An 18,790-nucleotide genomic window follows, 5' to 3' on the forward strand; every position below is an offset into this window, starting at 1 on the left:
GCAATACTCAGGACTGCGGCGGTTCGATTCGGTTACGGCCATTGAGCTTGGCCTGATACAGGCGCTCATCGGCCTGACGATACACCTGGCGCAGCTCAGGTTTTGGCCTGGAGCTCGGCTCTGGTGACAAGGCTATGCCAATACTGACGCTTAGGCCCTGCGCTGTGGCCAAGTCCAGGGGCAGAGACTCAGCCGCCGCTCTGACAGACTCCGCCAGCCTCTGCGCCTCGGCCATGTCCGCCACCGGCAGCAAGAGACAAAACTCTTCACCGCCGACGCGAAAAACATGCTCAGGGGACGGCACAAACTCCTGCAGTAGCCGCGCCAACTGCTGCAACACCCTGTCGCCGGCATCGTGGCCCAAATTGTCGTTAATCTGCTTGAAATGATCGACATCCACCAGCAAGAGTGCCAAACGCCCTGTTATCTGTTGCTGCAGTAGATTGAATACCGGTTCAAGATGCAAACGGTTGTAGACAGAGGTCAGTGGATCCAGCGCCGCCATCAGTTGCAAACGTTCAACCATTTCGGCCCGCTTGCTCTCAAACACATGACTCATGATCCACAAAGTAGACAGACACAGACCCACATTGATGAATAGGGAAAAATGCAGCTCCGACTCCAGCATAACCAGCCGCAGCAGCAATAGACTCATACCACCAAAGATAAATACCGCGTTGAAACCCACGCCCCAACGTTTACCCAGCAGCAGATAAGAAAGCAGCGGAAAGATAAATAACCAGCTATAGAGAATTGAGCTCAAGCGCGCCTGCCAAATTCCCAGCAGCACGATGAAAAAGAGCAAAGATAGAAAGCATAACGACCACTCTTTCAGCCTGGAGGTTGTGGGCAAACGGTAGAGCAACAACAGACAGAAACCGGCCATGGCCAGTTCCATCAAAGACAGTAATGGCAACCCCATATACCAGTTAAAGCCACTGAACAGTACCCCGAGGCAAAAAATAGTCCATGCGCTGACTTTGAGCGCAACCCGACGGTACTCGGATTCGTCCGTCCATATCTGGCTGAGATCCACAAGCTTCCCCTTGAATTAATCAGGCAAATACTAACCCAAAGGGCCAACAGGGCAAAACAAAGGAAGGGGTATTGGCGGGATAAAAGAAACCCGGCACGGGCCGGGTAACTTTAGACTGCTTTGGCTTTTTTGTGGAACATCAGCTTCCAAAAACTCTGGGACTTGGCTTTGGCAGGCTTGGCCTTGTGTTCCTGAGTTTCAGTGGCGGTTTGCCACAGAGAGCTGACCCACAAACCTTGATAGGCTTTCATCGATTTTTCCTCTTTACTTGGGACGCTGATCAAATTAACGCCGCCATGACTATTAGTAAAATGAATTAATTCCATAGCGAGAATTCCAAATAAGCATGAACGTACCTATCAAGACCTTACACTGCTTTCTGACCCTGGTGGAAACCGGCAACTTTACCCGCGCCGCCGAGCAGTTGTACCTGACTCAGCCGACATTGAGCAAGATGATCCAACGTCTGGAGGAATCCCTGGATCAACAGCTCTTGATCCGCAGCAATCAGAAGGTAGAGCTCACTCAGGCCGGAGAGATATTCCATGCCAGCGCCTGCCAGATAATAGGTCAATGGCACAGAATGGAGCAGGACTTGAGTAACTTGAGTGGCCTCAAATCCGGCCACCTGCGCCTCGGGGTCTGCCCTATGATGAGCAGTCTGACCATAGATCTGTTGACCGAGTTTCGCCGCACCTATCCGGCGGTCGAGTTGCAGATGCATGAATACGGTGGTTTTGGTTGCGAGCAGGCACTGCTGGCCGACACTCTGGACATCGCCTTCACGGCGCTGCCGGCCACCCATGGAGAGCAGCTATCTTCATCGCCGCTGCAGGGTTATCCACTGAAGGTCTGCCTGCCGGTAGGTCACCCACTGACCAGCAAGCAGGCGATAGAATGGCGGGATCTGGCCGAGTATCCTTTCATTCTCTACAACGAGGACTTTTCACTGGCAAAATTATTGACCCGCCTGAGCCGCGAAGCCGGGGTCACGTTGAATATCGCTTTTCGCAGTGGTCAATGGGACTTTCTCGGCGCAATGGTACAGGCCGGAATGGGGCTGGCGCTGCTGCCGGAGCCCATCTGCGACAAGCTCGGCGAGCAAACCCTCAGCTATCGGCCCATGGCGAGTGAAATCACCTGGCAGCTAGGGCTGATTTGGCGTAACAACCTACCCTTGACCCCGGCCGCCGAGGCCTTGGTTGCCCTCAGCCAAAAGGGCTTGTGAGCAGGCAAGCTATCAGCTTGTCTGTTCCTCATCGGTTGGGATCACCAGCACATTGCTGCGCACGCGCCGCAAGATCTGCTCGGCGGTATTGCCTATCACCCGCCCCATCAAGCCCTGGCGCTGACGAGCACCTATCACCAGATAGTCGCTCTTGAGCCTGCAGGACAACTGATACAGACAAAGATCCGGATCGCCGGCAATGATATGGATCTGCTCTTTGGGAAGCCCGGTCTGGTCCAGCATGGCCTGATGCTTACGCCAGGCCGACTTGACCATTTCATGCAGGTTGAGCACCTCAAGATCGCGGATCACCTTGGGTACCCGGATGATATGCGCCAGATGCAACTTGGCACCGCTGGCCTCGGCCAACTGGCGGCCATGTTGCAACACCAGTTGGTTGAGGCGCTGTTTTTGCTGGCTTCTGGCATCGAGATCCACCGCCATCAGAATACTTGACGCCTTCTTGATCGGATTGTCGCTGAGCAGCATCAAGGGCACCTTGGTACTGCGAATAAGATGCCAGTCGGTCGGCAGAAAGTGCTCGCTCTGGTGAACTGTCTTGACCACCATATCAAAACCATAGCGGCCGGCATGGTTGCTGACATGCTCGTAGAGATACTTGCTCCAGATGATATGCAGCGGTACATCTTCGGCATCCAACTCCTTGAGATGAGCCGACACCTCGGCTTGCTTCTCCTTCATCAGCCGCTGCTGGGCGGCCCCGGCAAGCCGTGGGCTATAATAATCATCACCGGAAAAATATTCGTAGCAATAAGCAAATACCTGTGGTTGCTTACCTAGTAGTTCCGCTACTTCCAGTCCCTTGGCAATCGCATCAGTGTTAGCCTCTTCATGTTGTTCGATGATAAAAAGCTTACCCATTTGTTTTCTCCGGATTTTTCTGGTAATCGGCTATTTTTTAGACTCTAATCTGATGCAGAATAAACCATACTGATCCCGATCAACAATTGCACCTATGGGGGATACTCAATGTCGATAGATAGCCTGTTGATCGCCTTGTTCCTGATCTTGCTGTTCTCCCGGGTGCTGGGAGAGTGCTGTAACCGTATTGGTTGGCCGCCGGTGGTGGGGGAAATAGGTGCAGGCTTGTTGCTTGGCCCTTCAGTGCTGGGCTGGCTCGAACCGACCCAGGTACTGGCTAATATCGCCGAACTCGGGGTGATACTGTTGCTGTTTTCCATCGGCGCCGAAACCTCGATAAAACGTCTCTACAGCGCCGGGCGCCAGGTGGCAGCGGTGGCCATTATCGGCATAGTGGTGCCGCTGCTGCTCACCGGCCTGGCCGCCTTTTACTGGCTGGAGCTGTCGCTGTTTGCCGCCCTCTTCTACGGCTGTACCCTAACAGCTACCAGCATAGGCATCTCCCTCAGGGTGCTAAGCGACAGTGGCCAGCAACAATCCAGTGCCGGTCATTTGATTCTGGGAGCGGCGGTATTCGACGATATTGCCGGGGTAATACTGCTCAGTTTGCTGTTCAACTTTGCCAGCGAAGGCCAGTTGGCACCGCTGGCAATTATCAAACTCTGTGGCTTACTGCTGCTGTTTCTGCTGCTGGCGCCGCCTCTTGGCAGAATGCTGGTCTATCTGCTGCGGGTATTCAGCTACCAGTCCCAGACACCCGGCTATGAAGCCGTGGTTATGCTGACACTGATCTGCCTGTTTGCCTGGCTGGCACACCTTTTCGGCGCTCCGGCACTGCTCGGCGGTTTTGCCGCCGGTTTGGCGCTATCAAGGCAGTTTATCTGGCCCTGGCAGAAGTATCTGCAAAACCCCTTTCCCTTTACCCACAAGCTGGAAAAATCGATGCAACCACTGACCGATGTGTTCGCGCCTGTGTTCTTTGTCTATGTGGGGATCAGCCTCGACTTGAGCCAGTTGAACCTCAGCCCCTACAGCCTGTTACTCTTGCTGGCGATGATACTGCTGGCATTTATCGGCAAGCTGGCCGCCGGTTTGGTGGTTAGCGGCACTTGGCGGCAAAAGCTGATAGTCGGCAGTGCCATGGTGCCCAGAGGTGAAGTAGGTTTGGTCTTTGCAGAAGTGGGGCGGCAGTTGGATATCATTCCGGCCAAGGTATTTACCGAATTGGTGTTGGTAATAGCCATCACCACCCTGCTCGGCCCCTTGCTGCTCAGACGCCTGTTGCCCAAGGAGGGCGAAGCATAAAAAGCCGCGCCATATGAGGCGCGGCATTTTCAGCTATCAGATAACTTCAGCTTACCGGCTCAGTTAGTTGCCTTTCAGCTCTGTTTCGAGGAAGTCGGTCAGCGAACGGTACAGATGGGTGCGCACCTTATCGCCCCGCATCGAGTGCTTGGAGCCGGGGTAATCTATCATGCGGAACAACTTGCCTTCATCCTGCAGCGCCTTGTATACCCGGGTACTGTTCTCGAACAATACATTGTCATCGGCCATGCCGTGATACATCAGCAAGCCTGAACCATACTTGCTCACATAGGGGAAGACACTGCTGGCCTCGTAGCCCTTGGCGTTGTCATCAGGATGGCCGAGGTAGCGCTCGGTGTAGTGGGTGTCGTACAGGGCCCAGTCGGTTACAGGGGCGCCACTGATGGCCGCCTTGAAGTAGTCGGGCGCCTTGAACAGGCTCATCAGCGCCATATAGCCGCCATAGCTGTGGCCATAGATAGCGATGCTGTCGGCCTTGACCCAGGGAAGGGTGCGCAGGAAATCGACACCTGTCTTCTGATCTTCCACTTCGGCCTCACCAAGATGGCGGTAGATTACCTGCTCGAAGGCCGAGCCTCTATGCGCCGAGCCCCGGTTATCCAGTTGGAACACGGCAAAGCCCTGCTGCAACAGATATTGGGTGTAGTAATCCTGCTCACTCCAGCTATTGACCACCAACTGGGCGTGAGGCCCACCGTAAACCCGCACCACCACGGGGTATTTAGCCTGACTATCGAAATTCACCGGCTTGAACAGGCGGTATTGCAGCGCCTTGCCATCTTTGGCCTTGAGGGTGCCAAACTCCGGCAACTGCCACAGCCCAGCATAGTCATACAGAGGGTGTCCGGCCTTGACGGCGTTCTCTTCCACCCAAGCCAGATGCTCACCGCTTTGGTTGTGCAGACTCACCTGGGGAGGCTGCGACAGACTGTTGAAGTAGTCGAGGTAAACAGATTCCTTGTCGGCAAACACGGCATTGTGCATGCCGCCACGCCGGCTGATCCGTTCTATCTCACCGCCATTGAGGCTGACCCGATACAGATGGCGCTCGACCACACTGTCTTTACGACCACTGAAATAAACCCAGCCCTGCTTTTCATCTAGGTGTTCTATCTCATCGACCGCCCATTTCCCCTGAGTCAGTTGCCGTTTGACCTTGCCCTTGTTATCAAACAGGTAGATATGGTTGAAGCCATCACGCTCGGATGCCCAGATAAAGCCGGGCTGCTGCTTGAGAAAATAGAGGTCGTGGTTGAGGTTAACCCAGGCATCGCTGCGCTCGGAAACCAGAGTCACGGCGCCTTTGCCCTCGCGGCTGTCTACCTGGCGCAGATCCAACTGCTGCTGACTGCGATTCTGCCACTGGAACGACAAGTGCTTGCTGTCCGGCAGCCATTTCACCCGCGGCAGATAGATATCTTTCTCACTGCCGAGATCCATCCATTGAGTCTTCCCGGACGCCAGCGACACTACCCCCAGGGCAATCTCAACATTGGGCTTGCCGGCATAGGGATAACGCTGCTCGGTCAGCTTGATGCCATCGGCATAGATCTCATTGCGGGTCACCAGCTCTACACCCGACTCATCGATGCGGGTATAGGCGATGGCCGATTCATCCGGTGCCCACCAGTAACCTGTCATACGGTCCATCTCTTCCTGAGCCACAAACTCGGCCATGGCGTTCTTGATGGCCCCGCCACCATCCTGGGTCAGCGCCGTGAGCTTATGGTCTTTCAGCTTGAGAACATAGAGGTTTTGTTCGGCTACAAAGGAGACAAAATTGCCCTTGGGCGACAGTTTGGCATCTGTGGCAAAGGCGTCCCCAGTGGGCAGCAGAGTCACCTTGGCATCGGCCAGGCTGAAGTAGTAGAGTTTACCGGCCGCCGGGATCAGCAGTGCCTGGCTGTCGTCGGCCCAGAAGTATTCCATGATCCCCTGGCCATACACTCGCTGCCGCTCGCGGCGGGCCTTCTCTTCATCGGAAAGTTCACCGGCTTCAAGCCTGGAGGCGTCCAGCAGCAGACTGACCTGGCCTGTGGCGACATCCATCTGCCAAAGATCGTAGAAATACTGATTGTCTTTACGGCCCGCCAGGTAAGTAACCCGCTTGCCGTCGGGAGACAGTTTCAGCCCTCGGGGGCTGGCACCGGCCAGTGCCGGTGAAGAATAGAGGCGCTCAACCGTCAAAGGGGTTTTGCCCCCCTCCAGAGCGAAAGACTGGCCGGAGGCCAGTGTCAAAGGTATTGCCATAAGCGCCGAAGCCATCCAAGTTTTTTTCATTATTATTTCCGGAATTGTAGGATACAGGGGCTTTGGCATCCGGCCACAGCCCAAAAAAACAGCCCTCATTCTGCCCCAATTGACAAGGGATCGGCAAACCCGTGCAATTGGCCGCTGAAATATCGCCGGTTCTCGGTTATGATCCTGTCCCAGAAAAAGCTCAGACCTCTTTTAAGGAAACAAGATGCAGACTCTGGCCCAAACCCTCAAACAGCAGGCTGTCAGCCCAGCCTTGTCCCAATTGCTCCTCACTCTGGCCCAAAGCTCAGTCGCCATCAGTCAGGCGGTAAGACACGGTGCACTGGCCGGTGTGCTGGGCGCCACCACCCAGGAAAACGTTCAGGGTGAAACCCAAAAGAAACTGGATGTGATCACCAACGAAATGCTCAAAGATGCCCTCAAGGCCGAAAGCACAGTGCGCGCCCTGGCATCGGAAGAGGAAGATCATATTGTTGAGGTCGGTGACAGCGGTGAATTTCTGGTGTGTTTCGACCCACTGGATGGCTCTTCCAACATAGACATCAACTCGCTGGTGGGCACCATTTTTTCTGTACTGCCGGCACCCGAGGGGGAGATCAGCGAGCAGAGTTTCCTGCAAAAAGGCAGCGAGCAACTGGCGGCGGCCTATGTGCTCTACGGCCCATCGACCATGCTGGCCCTGACCATAGGCCAAGGGGTACAACTCTTTACCCTGAACCCGGACAGCGGCGAGTATCTGTTGACCAATGAAGCAGTGAACATTCCCAAAGACACCGCCGAGTTCGCCATCAATATGTCCAACCAGAGATTCTGGGAAGCGCCGATGCAGACCTATATTGCCGATCTGCTGCTCGGCAAAATAGGCCCGAGAGAGAAGTCGTTCAACATGCGCTGGATTGCCGCCATGGTGGGCGATGTGCACAGAGTATTGAGCCGCGGCGGCATCTTTACCTACCCAACTGACAACAAGAACCCGGATAAGCCCTACAAGCTGAGACTGATGTACGAAGCCAACCCTATGGCACTGCTGGTTGAACAGGCCGGCGGCAAGGCCAGCACAGGTTATCAGCGCATTCTCGACATCCAGCCGGAGCAAATTCACCAGCGGGTAGCTGTCATCCTGGGCTCGGCCAATGAAGTCGATGCCTGCCTCGAGTACCATCAGCAGGATTACAGCGGCGAGCCTGAACTCTAAACGCCGCTTGGGGCTGCCGGGGTCGGCAGCCCTGAATTGACGGTACAATTCAAGGCCTGAGACAGATAGCCTGGGATGAACTGTTGGCAATTAGTCTTAAGACTGCGGCCTTTCATTGGCAAGCCGTCAAATCGCGCTATAATACGCGCCACACTGAACTTCAGGCCGGACCTGAAATAGATTTATACACAGTCTAAGGATACTTCCATGAGCTTAAATGCAGTGCCTGCGGGCAAATCCCTGCCAGATGACATCTACGTGATCATCGAAATCCCACAAAACCACGACCCTATCAAGTATGAAGTGGACAAGGACACAGGTGCCTTGTTTGTGGATCGCATGATGACTGCGCCTATGTTCTATCCTTGCAACTACGGCTATGTGAACCAAACTCTGAGCCTGGATGGTGATCCGGTAGACGTACTGGTTCCTACTCAGTATCCACTGCAGCCAGGCAGCGTTATCCGTTGTCGTCCAGTTGGCGTACTGAAAATGACCGACGAGTCAGGTGAAGATGCCAAGATTGTTGCCGTACCACACGAGAAGATCTCCAAAGAATACGGTCATATCCAGGATGTGAACGATCTGCCTGAGCTGCTGAAAGCCCAGATCAAACAGTTCTTCGAACACTACAAGGATCTGGAATCCGGCAAGTGGGTTAAAGTTGATGGCTGGGAAAATGCCGAAGCCGCCCGCGCCGAAATCCTGTCAAGCGCCGAGCGTTACAAAGGCTAAGTGGCCCTGTAACCCGAGGATAAGCATAAAAGCCAGCCAACAGCTGGCTTTTTTATTGGCATTTCACAGCTTCAAGTGCATGGGTTTAAGTGCATAGGTTTAAGTTGGTTACCAGGAAGAATCCCCCGCATATCAAGGCTCGCTGCTCCCGAGTCATCAGCCCTATTCCATCCAGCTTTGGTCCAATTGATAGCCATTAGTTAAAACAGTCTCTCAGGGCCAAACTTCCAGACTACAGGCAATGAGTTTCAAACAGGATAAATAGACAAAAGCCATATACAGTACGGCATGTAAACCTAAGGTCATACAAATGAGAAGTTACCAGCAAACGAAACAATAATAATTACCCAAAAAACAACCTCTGCTATAAAATCGCCAAGCTTTTGACAAAAGTACTTAATTTGACGCCGTTAGTTAACCTTTCCAAGAGACACTATGAATAAGTTGCTGCTGTCTGCACCTCTGCTAAGCGCGTTGGCTTTGACGGCATTTCATTGCCGAGGTGATGTAGAACATTTCCACCAGATATCCTTCCATCAGGATGCGACTCAACTGCAGATACAGTGCTCAGTGCAACAACCCCAGCCGAGATTGATAGTGAGGGTGCCTCAGTCTTATGCCTATAGTCAGGATCCCAGTGTCTTGGTGTTAAGAACCGCCGATGGTGAGATCCTGCAACTGGCCAGCGTGAGCTCGTTGACGACACTCACCACCCAGGCCCGCGCCGATGAAGATCTCTGGGCCGAACTGACCTCGCTCCACAGTGAGCCAATTTCGCTTGAAGTTATCTCGTTTCGTTCCGGTGGCTCTTTCTCATCGGCTATCCAGATGAGTGATTTCCAAACCAGTCTGGCACAGCTCAAATCCAGCTGTCAGCCATAAAAGAAATCCGGCCAGTGGCCGGATTCTTTATCAGGCGTTAACCGCCTCTGTCTGATGTACCTTCTCTGTTTGGTCCACTATGGTAAGCACTGCAGCGTCGCCCACCACATTGCAGGAAGTCAGCACCATATCTATGATTCTGTCCAGCGCCGCCACTATCGCAAAAGCTTCCACGGGTAAGCCCAGTTGATGGATTAATACACCTATCATCACCATACCGCCGCCGGGAACCCCGCCGGCGCCCACCGACAGCAGAAAGATACTGAATATCAGAGTTGGCAGCTGTTCACTGGAGATAGGCTGACCAAAGGCGTTGGCGACAAAGAAGATGGCGATAGTGATATAAATCGACACGCCGCCCATATTCATGGTGGCACCCAGAGGCACGCCAAACCCTGCCACTGCTTTGTTAACCCCGAGCTTTTCGGTCAAGGTTCGCATGGTCACCGGGATGGTGGCATTGGAGCTGGCAGTCGACAGAGAGAAAAGGATCTGCTCTTGGGTCTTGGCACGAAAACTCTTGGCACTGACCGGGGTGAACACAGCCACAGCCAGAGGATAAACAATGAAAATCCACAGCAGCAGCATGGTTAGAATAATCGCCATATAACCCAGCACACTGAGAAAGACTTTGGCTTCCAGGGTGGCACCCAGTTTGAACATCAGCGCAAACACACCAAATGGCGCCAACTGCATCACAGTCATAATGAGCTTCATCATGATCCTATTGGCGACCTGAAAGCCTCTGACAGCTGAGCTGCCGGCTTCATCCAGCGACTTGATAACTCCGCCCAGCAGCAGCGCCATAAAGATCACCTGCAACATGTTGCCCGACATAAAGGCATCGACAGGATTGCTTGGCACTATGCCGACAATCAGACTCATCAAATTGGGCAGTTCAGTCGCGGTAATGGCCACATCCGTGCCACCACTCATATCAACCCCGACACCGGGCTGCAGCAATAGTGACACACACACCGCCGCCAGGATGGCGACCAGAGTATTGATGATATAGAAGCTGAAAGTCTTGCCGCCCAAGCGGCCGAAGCTCTTGAGATCCTGCAATTCGCAGACACCACAGACTATGCTGACAAACACCAGCGGCATCACCAGCATCATGATCATATTGACAAACATGGTGCCTGCCGCGGTGGCTACCTCGACCAAGGTACCGGAAAAGAAGCCGATATGGCCCAGCCCATATTGCACCAGTGAGCCCAACAACAGGCCGCTGAACAGACCCATAAAGATCCGTCCGGAAAGAGATTTGAGTATCGCCATTGTACGTTCCAATTCGGCATCGTTCCTGATGCACAACTGTCTTCCCTGTTCGCTCTGGGAAGGGATAGTGAAACATGCTACTCAAAAATTCAATGACAAAATGATCAAAACTCGCCTGGGCAACATGCAACAGCTGTCAAATAAAATGCAGAAAACATTGTTTTTAAATAATTTTTAAACTTATTAAATAAATTCACTCAAGAATGGCGCGTTTACAAAAGCACAAATCAGAAACAAATAGCAAACAAATACAAAATACTTGACAGTGAATAACTCCAAAAAATCATATAAAGAAGCATTAAAAACCAATAAATATGGAATTAGCAGTGAGCCAATTAGCCAAGCCGCTATTTTACTGCAGATCCTGCTTGTTAATTTCGCCATCAAACCGGAATTTCCTGCCTGCACAGCTTCAGACACAAAAGCAGCCACAGAGCAAACCACGCATAAAAATACGAGATAAACAGCGAAGGAGGAAACCACAAATACGGGACAGGGGAAGCATAAATGCGCTATCGGAAAAGATAGTCATCTAGCTAAAAAATGGACAAAAAAAAGCCGGTGGGGCGCACCGGCAAATCAAGCAACATATTACCTGAGAGGCTCAGGAAAAACGCCTGACGATGCAGGCGGTCACCACAAGAAAAGGCCATCGGGTGATGGATAGACTCAAAAATGGCAGTAACCCTTGTGGCCAGGTCACCTACTTGAATCAAATTCGGTTAAATCAAACAAAAATCAACGCAAATAAGGGCGCGCCGAGCACCATGGCAATGCCGGTAAAGATCATCGTCAAGCTGGCAATCACGCCTTCCTGCTGACCAAACTCACTGGCTTTGGCGGCGCCGGCCCCATGGGCAGAAGCACCGAGTGCCACCCCTTTCCCAAGAGATGTTTTTATCCTCGCCAATTTAAACAGCGGCTCACACACCAGCATGCCTATCACGCCGGTGAGCAACACCAACATGGCGGTTAATTCCGGCACGCCACCGAAGGCACCAGTGGCCTCCATGGCAAATGGAGTCGACACAGAGCGTACCAGTACGCTGTGGCTCAGTTCACTGGGCAGAGGCACCAACTTGACCAACAGCCAGGATGACACCAGGCCCAGCATGAGTCCGGCCATAACCCCAAGGCTAATGGTGATCGGATAACGGCGGATTAACTTGCGCTCGCGGTAAATAGGTACAGCGAAAGCTATGGTGGCCGGAGCCAGTAATGCCATCAGCCAATGGGTGTACTCAAAATAGGTCGGCAGAGGGATCGCCAACAGCAGCACCACGGCCAGCACGGCCAAAGGCGCCAAAAATATCGGTGCCAACCACCAGCTACGATGCCTTCGATATAAAGCCTTGGCGCCGTAATAACAGATAAGAGTGATCAGCAGACTCAAGAGAGCAAGCAAGGTATGAGACATAGGGTTACCCTTGCACTCCATGTTTGGCCAGTTGGCGTTTCAAATTGAGGCGCCGCTCGAAGCGAAACACCCTATCCACCACGAAACCGGTTCCCAGCAATACCGAAGCGCTGCCGAGCACCAGGGTCAGCATAATATTGAAACCATACTCCTCCAGCAGGGTTTCATACTTGAGTACTGAAATCACGGGTGGAATAAAAAACAGCAAGAGATCGCCAATCAACCAGGCCGCTCCCAGTTGCAACGCCTTTTCCGGTATAAGCTTGAGCCCGAGCGCCAACAACACTACCAGCATCCCAAGCACACTGCCGGGAATGGGAGAATGCAAAGCGGCGGCCAAGGCATGAGTGGCCCATGCAAGCAAACAGATAGCCGCAATTTGCAGCAAGGTCGCGCTTATGTGTTTGCCTTGGAGCCAAATGACTTTGGCCACTCTGTGAGGAGAAGCCGGGCGTTTGCTGAGGGAGTGCATATCTTTACCGAATAACTTAACTGGGGTTTATTCTAGGCTTGCAATATCAATAAAAAAAATGAATATTAAGCATAGTTTGCATTCCATAGAGTTATTCAATTGGATCTGAAAGTTGTTCGCTACTTTATTGAGATAGTGGATGCCGGCGGATTTGCCAAAGCGGCGGAAAAGATCCACCTGACCCAACCCGCGCTGTCCAAGTCTATTCGCCAGTTGGAACAGGATCTGGATCTTGTGCTCTTGGAAAGGGGCAAACGCGGCAGCCAGTTACGTCCCACAGCAGCCGGAGAGGTCGTCTACCGTCACGGCCAGGAACTATTGAATGTACGTCGCAACATGCTCAGAGAGCTGGCGGCGCAGCGCAGTCTCAACTCGGGTGAACTGCATCTGGGACTGGCCCCCCTCGGCAGTGCCGAACTCTTTGCTCCTGTCATCGCCCGCTTTCGCAGCCGCTATCCCAAGGTGCAGATGCATCTCTTGGTTCGCGGCGGCGTAGAGCAAACCGCGGCCCTCAAGAAGGGGGAAATCGAACTGGCAACCGGGATCATCTCCTTTGAGGATGAGTTTGATGGCATCAGGATCCGCCGCGACCCAATGGTGGTGGTATTGCCAAGACAACATCCTTTGGCCAATAGCCAAGAGCTGACCCTCAAGGCATTGGCAGATATTCCACAGATACTGTTCGAACCCGAATATGCCCTGCATGAGCTGGTGATAAATGCCTGTCAGAGAGCCGGCTTCAGCCCCAAAGATGTGACTCGGGTCAGTCATCCCGACTTTGGTATCGCCCTGGTGGCAGCAGGCACAGGTGCCATGATACTGCCCAGCTTTATTGCCGAGCGCCACGCGGTGGCCGGGGTGATCAGTATTCCTCTGGCCGCATCCGATCTGATCTGGGAGCTGTCGCTGTTTTGGCGCCGGGGGCAACCACTGTCTTTTGCCGCCCAGGCCATGGTCGAGCTGGTCAGACAACGGCTGGCGCTGAGCTGAAATCCCGACGCTTCAAGTGCTGCAGCCGAGTTAATTTTCGCCAACCGAGTCACAGCGTACCGTTACAGCAGTACAAACTCATTGACACCCTCTTTTCGCGCCGCTAAGGTGAATCACACTTTTCCGGGCCCAATGGGCCCGGGGTTCATTTACACAACCCGAGGTTCGCAATGCGGCCAATACACAAGCTTTATCTCTATCCCAAGCCACATTGGCTTTGATGGGGATAATGACCTGAACTTCCCTCTCCTGTGAGCCATTGTGGCTTTGTTGTCAGGTTTCGTTACCGGTTATCCGGCTCTCTTGGGGATCCCTCAAACCAAAACCCTGGGGACCCAGTACGAAAATGCTTGTTGAGAATGTAATAAAATGAAGAACAACAAAACCTTCGGTAGCATGCTGATCATTGCAGGCACCACGATAGGCGCCGGGATGCTGGCGCTGCCGCTGGCTTCTGCCGGCCTGGGTTTCGGGGTCGCCTCGATACTGATGCTACTACTCTGGGGATTGATGAGTTACACAGCGCTGTTAATGCTGGAAGTGCATCAACATGCCCCGGCTCATGCCACTCTGCACACCTTGGCGCACAAGTTGCTCGGCCGTAAGGGGCAGTTGCTGGCCAGCCTGGCGATGATGTTCCTGCTGTACGCCCTGTGCGCCGCCTATATTGCCGGTGGTGGTGCCCAGCTCAACGATAAATTGGTTCGCTATGCGGATTTAACACTTCCCCCCCAGGTGGGTGCCATTGGCTTTGCCCTGCTGATAGCCCTGGTGGTCGCCATAGGCACTCATTCGGTCGATATGATTAACCGGGTGTTATTTGCCTTGAAGATTATTGCCCTGGTCATCATGTTGGCGCTGCTGTTGCCCCACGCCCAAGGCGGATACCTGCTGGAGCTGCCGTTGCAGCAAGGTTTGGTCATCTCTGCCCTGCCGGTAATCTTCACCTCTTTTGGGTTTCACGGCTCTATCCCCTCAGTGGTGCGCTATGTGGGGCTGGATATCAAGGCGCTGAAGAAGATCATGATTGTCGGCTCGGCCCTGCCGCTGCTGGTTTACCTGCTTTGGCAACTGGCCAGTCAGGGCGCCTTGAGCCAGAGTGAATTGATGGCCTCCAAGGAGCTCCCCAAATTCATCAATGGCTTGGGGCAACTGCTGCATAACCCCATGATAGGCCAGACTGTATCCATATTTGCCGACCTGGCACTGGCCACCTCCTTCCTGGGAGTCAGCCTGGGGCTATTTGATTTTATGGGCGATATTCTGCGACGCAACGACAGTGCCGGCCACAGGCTGCAAACGGCGGCCATCACCTTCCTGCCTCCGCTGGGATTTGCCCTCTTCTACCCTCAGGGATTTATGGCCGCCCTGGGCTATGCCTCGATAGCTTTGGTGATACTGGCAGTATTCCTGCCCGTCGCCATGGTCTGGAAGCAAAGGAGCCAGCCAATGTCCGAGGGCAGCTACCGGGTTGGCGGCGGCAAAGCGGCACTCATGCTGGCTGCGCTGTGCGGGGTGGTGATTATTCTCAGCCAACTGCTGCAAATGGCCGGGATACTGACCAAGGTAGGCTAACAAGGGATTGTATGGAGTCGGCAAACTGGCCGCCGTCCATTCTTAAAGTAAAACGCAGCTCTCGGGCTGCGTTTTACTTTGGTTCATCCTTCAGTTTATCGGTTCCAACGATACTCTGAAGCGACTGGCTGACAGCTGGGAAAAAACCAGGTCAAACCCTTCCGGGATCTCTTGCTCACTGATGACGACTCGCTGATCCAGCTGCTGTTCCAGGGCCTGTTGGCGCCGCTGCTGCCTTTGCTGCATTGCGCTCCTGCCACTGATAAAACTGGCGCCGCCAAGCAAGACTCCAACCAGCGCCAGCAGATTGGCCACCATGGGATTGCCTATTTGCAGCGCACTGGCGTCATCCAGCAGCCACCAGAGAATGGAGGCACTCAGCAGTAATACCCCAAAGGCCAACCTGGCTATCGCGCTCGGCGCATTGTCTATCGGCAATACCAATTGGATATCGGCGGGTAAGTCTGCAAGGGTTACTGTCTGGGGTAACGGCTCGTCCTGCGCTGAGGCACTCTGGGGATCGGGCATAAATCATCCTTAATTTGAATGGAATGGGCTGAAACACGCGGGTCGGCTTCAACCCAATTTAACGACATCTTGTCCTTATGTCTGTGGTTACTGCCGTTCACAACGGCCGGTTCATTATACGCAAGCATCAAGAAGCGTCGCAAACTCAATGTGTTATCAATTTGAACTCTGCTGGAAATCTGTGCATTTTGTGGCGGCAATAGCGCCTGCTGTACTCACTTGGCAAACTTGACCCCAATAGTGACGGCAGACACAATAGCGCCGGAGACTCATTTGACGGAGCCCGTGGTGAGCGGTCAGCAACAGATACCAGAGCTGAAATTGGGACTGGCCATGTGGTCCCATAACCAGTGGCAGCAAAGCCTTTATGGAAAGGGGACGCCTCAAGCCGAGCGTCTGGCGCGCTACGCCGAGGTTTTCAATACGGTGGAGGGCAACACCAGCTTTTATGCCACCCCGTCAGCAAACAGCGTCAGTAACTGGCGCGATGCCGTGGGTGAGGACTTTCGCTTTACCTTTAAACTGCCACAGGAGATCACTCACAAGTTGCAACTGAGGCACTGTGACGATGAGCTCAAGCAGTTCCTGCAGGTGATGTCGCCACTGTTTGCCAAGACAGGTCTGTGGAAGATTCAGTTGCCCGGCTATTTTGGCCCAGAAGCCCTTGGGTCACTGGACGCCTTTCTTGGCAAACTGCCAACCGAGTTGCCTCTTGGGGTTGAGGTGCGCCACCCGGCCTTCTTTGCCAAAGGGGAAGCCGAGCGTCAACTCAACCGCTTGCTGCTGCAGCGCTCGGTCAACCGCATCATAATGGACACCCGACCGGTATTTGCCGCGCCGCCAAACAGTGCCGCCGTCATCGATGCCCATGAAAAGAAACCCAAAGTACCGGTACATGCCATAGCCACCGGCCGCTATCCCACAGTGCGCTTTATCGGCCACCCTGAGCTTGAGGCCAATCAGGGCTTCTTCAAGCCTTGGCTGGACAAGCTATGCCAATGGCTGGAGGAGGAGCGCCAACCCTATCTGTTCATCCACACCCCGGATAATGCCCAGGCACCTGAGCTGGCCATAAGCCTGCAGCGTCTGCTGAGCGCTCGCTGGCAAGCCAAACACGGCCAACCTCTTCAGGCGTTTCTGCTAGCTGAACAGGCTGACTCCCAAAACCAACAGCTGGGTCTGGCACTGTGACCGGCACAAGCTATTTATCCGCGAGGTCCTTATGCTGAGTTGTCTGGCGATAGAAAATTACCGCTCGTTACGTGAAGTGGTGTTGCCGCTGGAGCGCCTGAACCTGGTGACAGGCAGCAACGGGAGTGGCAAGTCCAATCTCTACAAGGCGTTGAGACTGCTGGCGCAAACGGCTGATGGGGGCGTGGTCAAGGCATTGGCAAAAGAAGGCGGCCTGGAGTCCAGTTTCTGGGCCGGTCCGGAAAAGTTCAGTCGCGATATGTTGGCAGGTACGGCCAACATAGAAGGAACCGTGCGCCACCAGAGCAAACGCCTTAAATTGGGTTTTGCCGCCGATGACTTCAGCTATCTCATCGAACTTGGACTCCCCAAACCTGACTCTACGACGCTATTTGGCCTGGATCCCCAAATCAAACGCGAAGCCATCTGGTGCGGCTCCCTCTATCGGCCTGCCTCTGTGTTGGTTGAGCGCCGCGGTGCCCTGGTGAAAAGACGCGGGGAGCATGGCTGGCAACTACTGGACAACCATCTCCATCTCGGCGACAGCATGCTCAGCCAACTGGCCGATCCTGAACGCAGCCCAGAGATCCTCACCCTCAGGGATAGAATTCGAGCCTGGCGTTTCTACGATCATTTCCGCAGCGATCAACAAGCACCGGCCCGTCGAGCGCAGCTGGCGACCCTGACCCCAGTGCTGCACCATGATGGTCGCGATCTGGTATCGGCGATTCAAACTATTTTCGAGATAGGTGATGCCGACGCCTTCCATCATGCGATCAAAGATGCCTTTCCCGGTGCCACTATCAGCATAGTGGCCACGGGGGCCGGCATGCTGCAACTGGCATTTCACCAACAAGGCCTGCTAAGACCCCTGTCGCTGAGTGAATTGTCCGACGGTACTCTAAGGTACTTACTGTTGGTGGCTGCTTTACTGACTCCCAGACCGCCGGAGTTAATGGTGCTTAACGAGCCCGAAACCAGCCTGCATCCCGATCTCTTGCCCGCGCTGGCGCGTTTAATCATCAAGGCCTCTTCTGTGTGTCAGCTCTGGATAGTGTCACACGCCGCAAGATTAATCCATGCGCTGGAAACCCAGGGAGACTGCAACACATTGCAGCTGGATAAACAGCTGGGGGCCACTTGTGTCCAGGGGCAAGATTTGCTCTCGACTCCGCCGTGGCGCTGGCACAATAACTAGCCCGCGATTGCGGGCTAAGGTGAGTGACTCGAATCCTTACTTCCTGGCACCGACCGGGATCATTATGTGGGCATAGGGCGTGCCCTTCCACATCACATAGGGCCCACCTTGAGCCGGGTCAGTCGGCAAACTGTCGAGCATGGCAGGATCCGGCAGCAGAATCATCAGGTGCGGCCCTTCGACTATCCATTGATTATCCGCGGTTTCCATTTCGGCATAAGGGTCGATATTGCTGGCCCCACCATCACCGGCCAGCATGTAGGAAATACCTATCGCTTTGGCTTGAAATGGTTTTTTCTCCATCTAGGCGTGTGCCCATTCCATCCAGGGACCATCCATACACATGGGAGCCGTTCCCTTGAGCTGTGGCGGAGTTGGAAAGCAGGTGTAGCTGCCATCACCTTGTTGCAGCACATTCTTGTTCCAATCAACAACGGTAACACTGGCACGTATGGTGGGCGGAGCGGCATTCAGGGCGTCATCCAACATAATCTGCTGTGCTTCAGTGAGTGCGGCATGGGTGGCACTGGCGAAGGAAGACAGGGTCAAAGTCAAAATTAGAGCTGAAGTTTTCATCAAATCAGCCTCCAGGTTG

The 18,790-nt window shown here is 53.9% G+C and carries 20 protein-coding genes; 10 read left to right on the plus strand and 10 right to left on the minus strand.

The window, feature by feature from the left end; translation table 11 throughout:
* Nucleotides 1–7 precede the first annotated feature (7 nt).
* Entirely contained in the window at nt 8–1,036 is a 1,029-nt protein-coding gene (locus ACWAU4_RS17820) for a GGDEF domain-containing protein (protein ID WP_093982325.1), read from the minus strand.
* Between the two features lie 110 nt (nt 1,037–1,146).
* On the minus strand, nt 1,147–1,287 hold the full coding sequence (locus tag ACWAU4_RS17825) for a hypothetical protein (RefSeq protein ID WP_156018842.1): 141 nt from the start codon (nt 1,285–1,287) through the stop codon (nt 1,147–1,149).
* 95 nt (nt 1,288–1,382) lie between these two features.
* Here ACWAU4_RS17825 and ACWAU4_RS17830 point away from each other — a divergent pair, with 95 nt between their 5' ends.
* Nucleotides 1,383–2,264 carry a LysR family transcriptional regulator gene (locus ACWAU4_RS17830; RefSeq protein WP_025890103.1) on the plus strand — a complete coding sequence of 294 codons (882 nt, stop codon included), beginning with the start codon at nt 1,383–1,385 and terminating at the stop codon, nt 2,262–2,264.
* Nucleotides 2,265–2,276: 12 nt separating this feature from the next.
* Here ACWAU4_RS17830 and ACWAU4_RS17835 read toward each other — a convergent pair whose 3' ends face one another.
* On the minus strand, nt 2,277–3,146 hold the full coding sequence (locus tag ACWAU4_RS17835; protein ID WP_025008964.1) for a universal stress protein: 870 nt from the start codon (nt 3,144–3,146) through the stop codon (nt 2,277–2,279).
* 108 nt (nt 3,147–3,254) lie between these two features.
* Here ACWAU4_RS17835 and ACWAU4_RS17840 point away from each other — a divergent pair, with 108 nt between their 5' ends.
* Nucleotides 3,255–4,451: a cation:proton antiporter gene (locus ACWAU4_RS17840; RefSeq protein WP_044735132.1), complete on the plus strand. Its 1,197-nt coding sequence runs from the start codon at nt 3,255–3,257 to the stop codon at nt 4,449–4,451.
* A 63-nt stretch (nt 4,452–4,514) separates the two neighbouring features.
* Here the strand turns inward: ACWAU4_RS17840 and ACWAU4_RS17845 are convergent, their stop codons facing one another.
* Nucleotides 4,515–6,752 carry a S9 family peptidase gene (locus ACWAU4_RS17845; RefSeq protein WP_096140962.1) on the minus strand — a complete coding sequence of 746 codons (2,238 nt, stop codon included), beginning with the start codon at nt 6,750–6,752 and terminating at the stop codon, nt 4,515–4,517.
* 184 nt (nt 6,753–6,936) lie between these two features.
* On the opposite strand from ACWAU4_RS17845, the gene ACWAU4_RS17850 reads away from it, so the two are divergent.
* The 3 genes from ACWAU4_RS17850 to ACWAU4_RS17860 all read left to right on the plus strand — a co-directional run bounded on the left by ACWAU4_RS17850 (nt 6,937) and on the right by ACWAU4_RS17860 (nt 9,543).
* Nucleotides 6,937–7,926, plus strand: coding sequence for a class 1 fructose-bisphosphatase (locus ACWAU4_RS17850; protein WP_096140963.1), 990 nt, complete (start codon nt 6,937–6,939; stop codon nt 7,924–7,926).
* 207 nt (nt 7,927–8,133) lie between these two features.
* Nucleotides 8,134–8,661 (plus strand): inorganic diphosphatase, encoded by a 528-nt coding sequence (ppa, locus tag ACWAU4_RS17855; protein WP_044735135.1) that lies wholly within the window; start codon nt 8,134–8,136, stop codon nt 8,659–8,661.
* 435 nt (nt 8,662–9,096) lie between these two features.
* On the plus strand, nt 9,097–9,543 hold the full coding sequence (locus ACWAU4_RS17860) for a hypothetical protein (protein WP_045283010.1): 447 nt from the start codon (nt 9,097–9,099) through the stop codon (nt 9,541–9,543).
* A gap of 30 nt (nt 9,544–9,573) precedes the next feature.
* Here ACWAU4_RS17860 and ACWAU4_RS17865 read toward each other — a convergent pair whose 3' ends face one another.
* Nucleotides 9,574–10,818 (minus strand): dicarboxylate/amino acid:cation symporter, encoded by a 1,245-nt coding sequence (locus tag ACWAU4_RS17865; RefSeq protein WP_167716556.1) that lies wholly within the window; start codon nt 10,816–10,818, stop codon nt 9,574–9,576.
* Between the two features lie 271 nt (nt 10,819–11,089).
* Between ACWAU4_RS17865 and ACWAU4_RS17870 the strand changes: the two genes are divergently transcribed.
* Nucleotides 11,090–11,287 (plus strand): hypothetical protein, encoded by a 198-nt coding sequence (locus ACWAU4_RS17870; protein ID WP_141250868.1) that lies wholly within the window; start codon nt 11,090–11,092, stop codon nt 11,285–11,287.
* A 264-nt stretch (nt 11,288–11,551) separates the two neighbouring features.
* Here the strand turns inward: ACWAU4_RS17870 and ACWAU4_RS17875 are convergent, their stop codons facing one another.
* Together ACWAU4_RS17875 and ACWAU4_RS17880 are read right to left on the minus strand one after the other, a co-directional pair.
* Nucleotides 11,552–12,241, minus strand: coding sequence for an LrgB family protein (locus ACWAU4_RS17875; protein ID WP_025008959.1), 690 nt, complete (start codon nt 12,239–12,241; stop codon nt 11,552–11,554).
* A gap of 4 nt (nt 12,242–12,245) precedes the next feature.
* Nucleotides 12,246–12,713, minus strand: a complete 468-nt coding sequence (locus ACWAU4_RS17880) for a CidA/LrgA family protein (RefSeq protein ID WP_025008958.1) — start codon at nt 12,711–12,713, stop codon at nt 12,246–12,248.
* A gap of 99 nt (nt 12,714–12,812) precedes the next feature.
* Between ACWAU4_RS17880 and ACWAU4_RS17885 the strand changes: the two genes are divergently transcribed.
* Together ACWAU4_RS17885 and ACWAU4_RS17890 are read left to right on the plus strand one after the other, a co-directional pair.
* Entirely contained in the window at nt 12,813–13,703 is an 891-nt protein-coding gene (locus ACWAU4_RS17885) for a LysR family transcriptional regulator (RefSeq protein WP_044735137.1), read from the plus strand.
* 369 nt (nt 13,704–14,072) lie between these two features.
* On the plus strand, nt 14,073–15,278 hold the full coding sequence (locus tag ACWAU4_RS17890; RefSeq protein WP_028779434.1) for an aromatic amino acid transport family protein: 1,206 nt from the start codon (nt 14,073–14,075) through the stop codon (nt 15,276–15,278).
* Between the two features lie 90 nt (nt 15,279–15,368).
* On the opposite strand, the gene ACWAU4_RS17895 is transcribed toward ACWAU4_RS17890, so the two are convergent.
* Nucleotides 15,369–15,806: a hypothetical protein gene (locus ACWAU4_RS17895; protein WP_025008957.1), complete on the minus strand. Its 438-nt coding sequence runs from the start codon at nt 15,804–15,806 to the stop codon at nt 15,369–15,371.
* Nucleotides 15,807–16,139: 333 nt separating this feature from the next.
* Between ACWAU4_RS17895 and ACWAU4_RS17900 the strand changes: the two genes are divergently transcribed.
* Together ACWAU4_RS17900 and ACWAU4_RS17905 are read left to right on the plus strand one after the other, a co-directional pair.
* A complete protein-coding gene (locus tag ACWAU4_RS17900; RefSeq protein ID WP_096141191.1) occupies nt 16,140–16,997 on the plus strand; it encodes a DUF72 domain-containing protein in 858 nt (285 codons plus the stop codon).
* Between the two features lie 31 nt (nt 16,998–17,028).
* The gene (locus ACWAU4_RS17905; protein ID WP_096140965.1) at nt 17,029–18,195 is read left to right on the plus strand and encodes an AAA family ATPase; all 1,167 of its coding nucleotides are present in this window, start codon (nt 17,029–17,031) and stop codon (nt 18,193–18,195) included.
* 36 nt (nt 18,196–18,231) lie between these two features.
* Here ACWAU4_RS17905 and ACWAU4_RS17910 read toward each other — a convergent pair whose 3' ends face one another.
* Together ACWAU4_RS17910 and ACWAU4_RS17915 are read right to left on the minus strand one after the other, a co-directional pair.
* Nucleotides 18,232–18,498, minus strand: coding sequence for a hypothetical protein (locus ACWAU4_RS17910; RefSeq protein ID WP_243756795.1), 267 nt, complete (start codon nt 18,496–18,498; stop codon nt 18,232–18,234).
* Nucleotides 18,499–18,771: a hypothetical protein gene (locus ACWAU4_RS17915; RefSeq protein ID WP_243756796.1), complete on the minus strand. Its 273-nt coding sequence runs from the start codon at nt 18,769–18,771 to the stop codon at nt 18,499–18,501.
* Between the last annotated feature and the right edge of the window lie 19 nt (nt 18,772–18,790).

The sequence above is a fragment of the Shewanella sp. FeAMO genome (assembly GCF_053653955.1).

Bases quoted from the DNA above. Each gene is read 5' to 3' on its own strand.
- ACWAU4_RS17825 (WP_156018842.1), bottom strand. From the start codon at position 1,287: ATGAAAGCCTATCAAGGTTTGTGGGTCAGCTCTCTGTGGCAAACCGCC.
- ACWAU4_RS17830 (WP_025890103.1), top strand. From the start codon at position 1,383: ATGAACGTACCTATCAAGACCTTACACTGCTTTCTGACCCTGGTGGAA.
- ACWAU4_RS17835 (WP_025008964.1), bottom strand. From the start codon at position 3,146: ATGGGTAAGCTTTTTATCATCGAACAACATGAAGAGGCTAACACTGAT.
- ACWAU4_RS17840 (WP_044735132.1), top strand. From the start codon at position 3,255: ATGTCGATAGATAGCCTGTTGATCGCCTTGTTCCTGATCTTGCTGTTC.
- ACWAU4_RS17845 (WP_096140962.1), bottom strand. From the start codon at position 6,752: ATGAAAAAAACTTGGATGGCTTCGGCGCTTATGGCAATACCTTTGACA.
- ACWAU4_RS17850 (WP_096140963.1), top strand. From the start codon at position 6,937: ATGCAGACTCTGGCCCAAACCCTCAAACAGCAGGCTGTCAGCCCAGCC.
- ppa (WP_044735135.1), top strand. From the start codon at position 8,134: ATGAGCTTAAATGCAGTGCCTGCGGGCAAATCCCTGCCAGATGACATC.
- ACWAU4_RS17860 (WP_045283010.1), top strand. From the start codon at position 9,097: ATGAATAAGTTGCTGCTGTCTGCACCTCTGCTAAGCGCGTTGGCTTTG.
- ACWAU4_RS17875 (WP_025008959.1), bottom strand. From the start codon at position 12,241: ATGTCTCATACCTTGCTTGCTCTCTTGAGTCTGCTGATCACTCTTATC.
- ACWAU4_RS17880 (WP_025008958.1), bottom strand. From the start codon at position 12,713: ATGCACTCCCTCAGCAAACGCCCGGCTTCTCCTCACAGAGTGGCCAAA.
- ACWAU4_RS17890 (WP_028779434.1), top strand. From the start codon at position 14,073: ATGAAGAACAACAAAACCTTCGGTAGCATGCTGATCATTGCAGGCACC.
- ACWAU4_RS17895 (WP_025008957.1), bottom strand. From the start codon at position 15,806: ATGCCCGATCCCCAGAGTGCCTCAGCGCAGGACGAGCCGTTACCCCAG.
- ACWAU4_RS17900 (WP_096141191.1), top strand. From the start codon at position 16,140: ATGTGGTCCCATAACCAGTGGCAGCAAAGCCTTTATGGAAAGGGGACG.
- ACWAU4_RS17905 (WP_096140965.1), top strand. From the start codon at position 17,029: ATGCTGAGTTGTCTGGCGATAGAAAATTACCGCTCGTTACGTGAAGTG.
- ACWAU4_RS17910 (WP_243756795.1), bottom strand. From the start codon at position 18,498: ATGGAGAAAAAACCATTTCAAGCCAAAGCGATAGGTATTTCCTACATG.
- ACWAU4_RS17915 (WP_243756796.1), bottom strand. From the start codon at position 18,771: ATGAAAACTTCAGCTCTAATTTTGACTTTGACCCTGTCTTCCTTCGCC.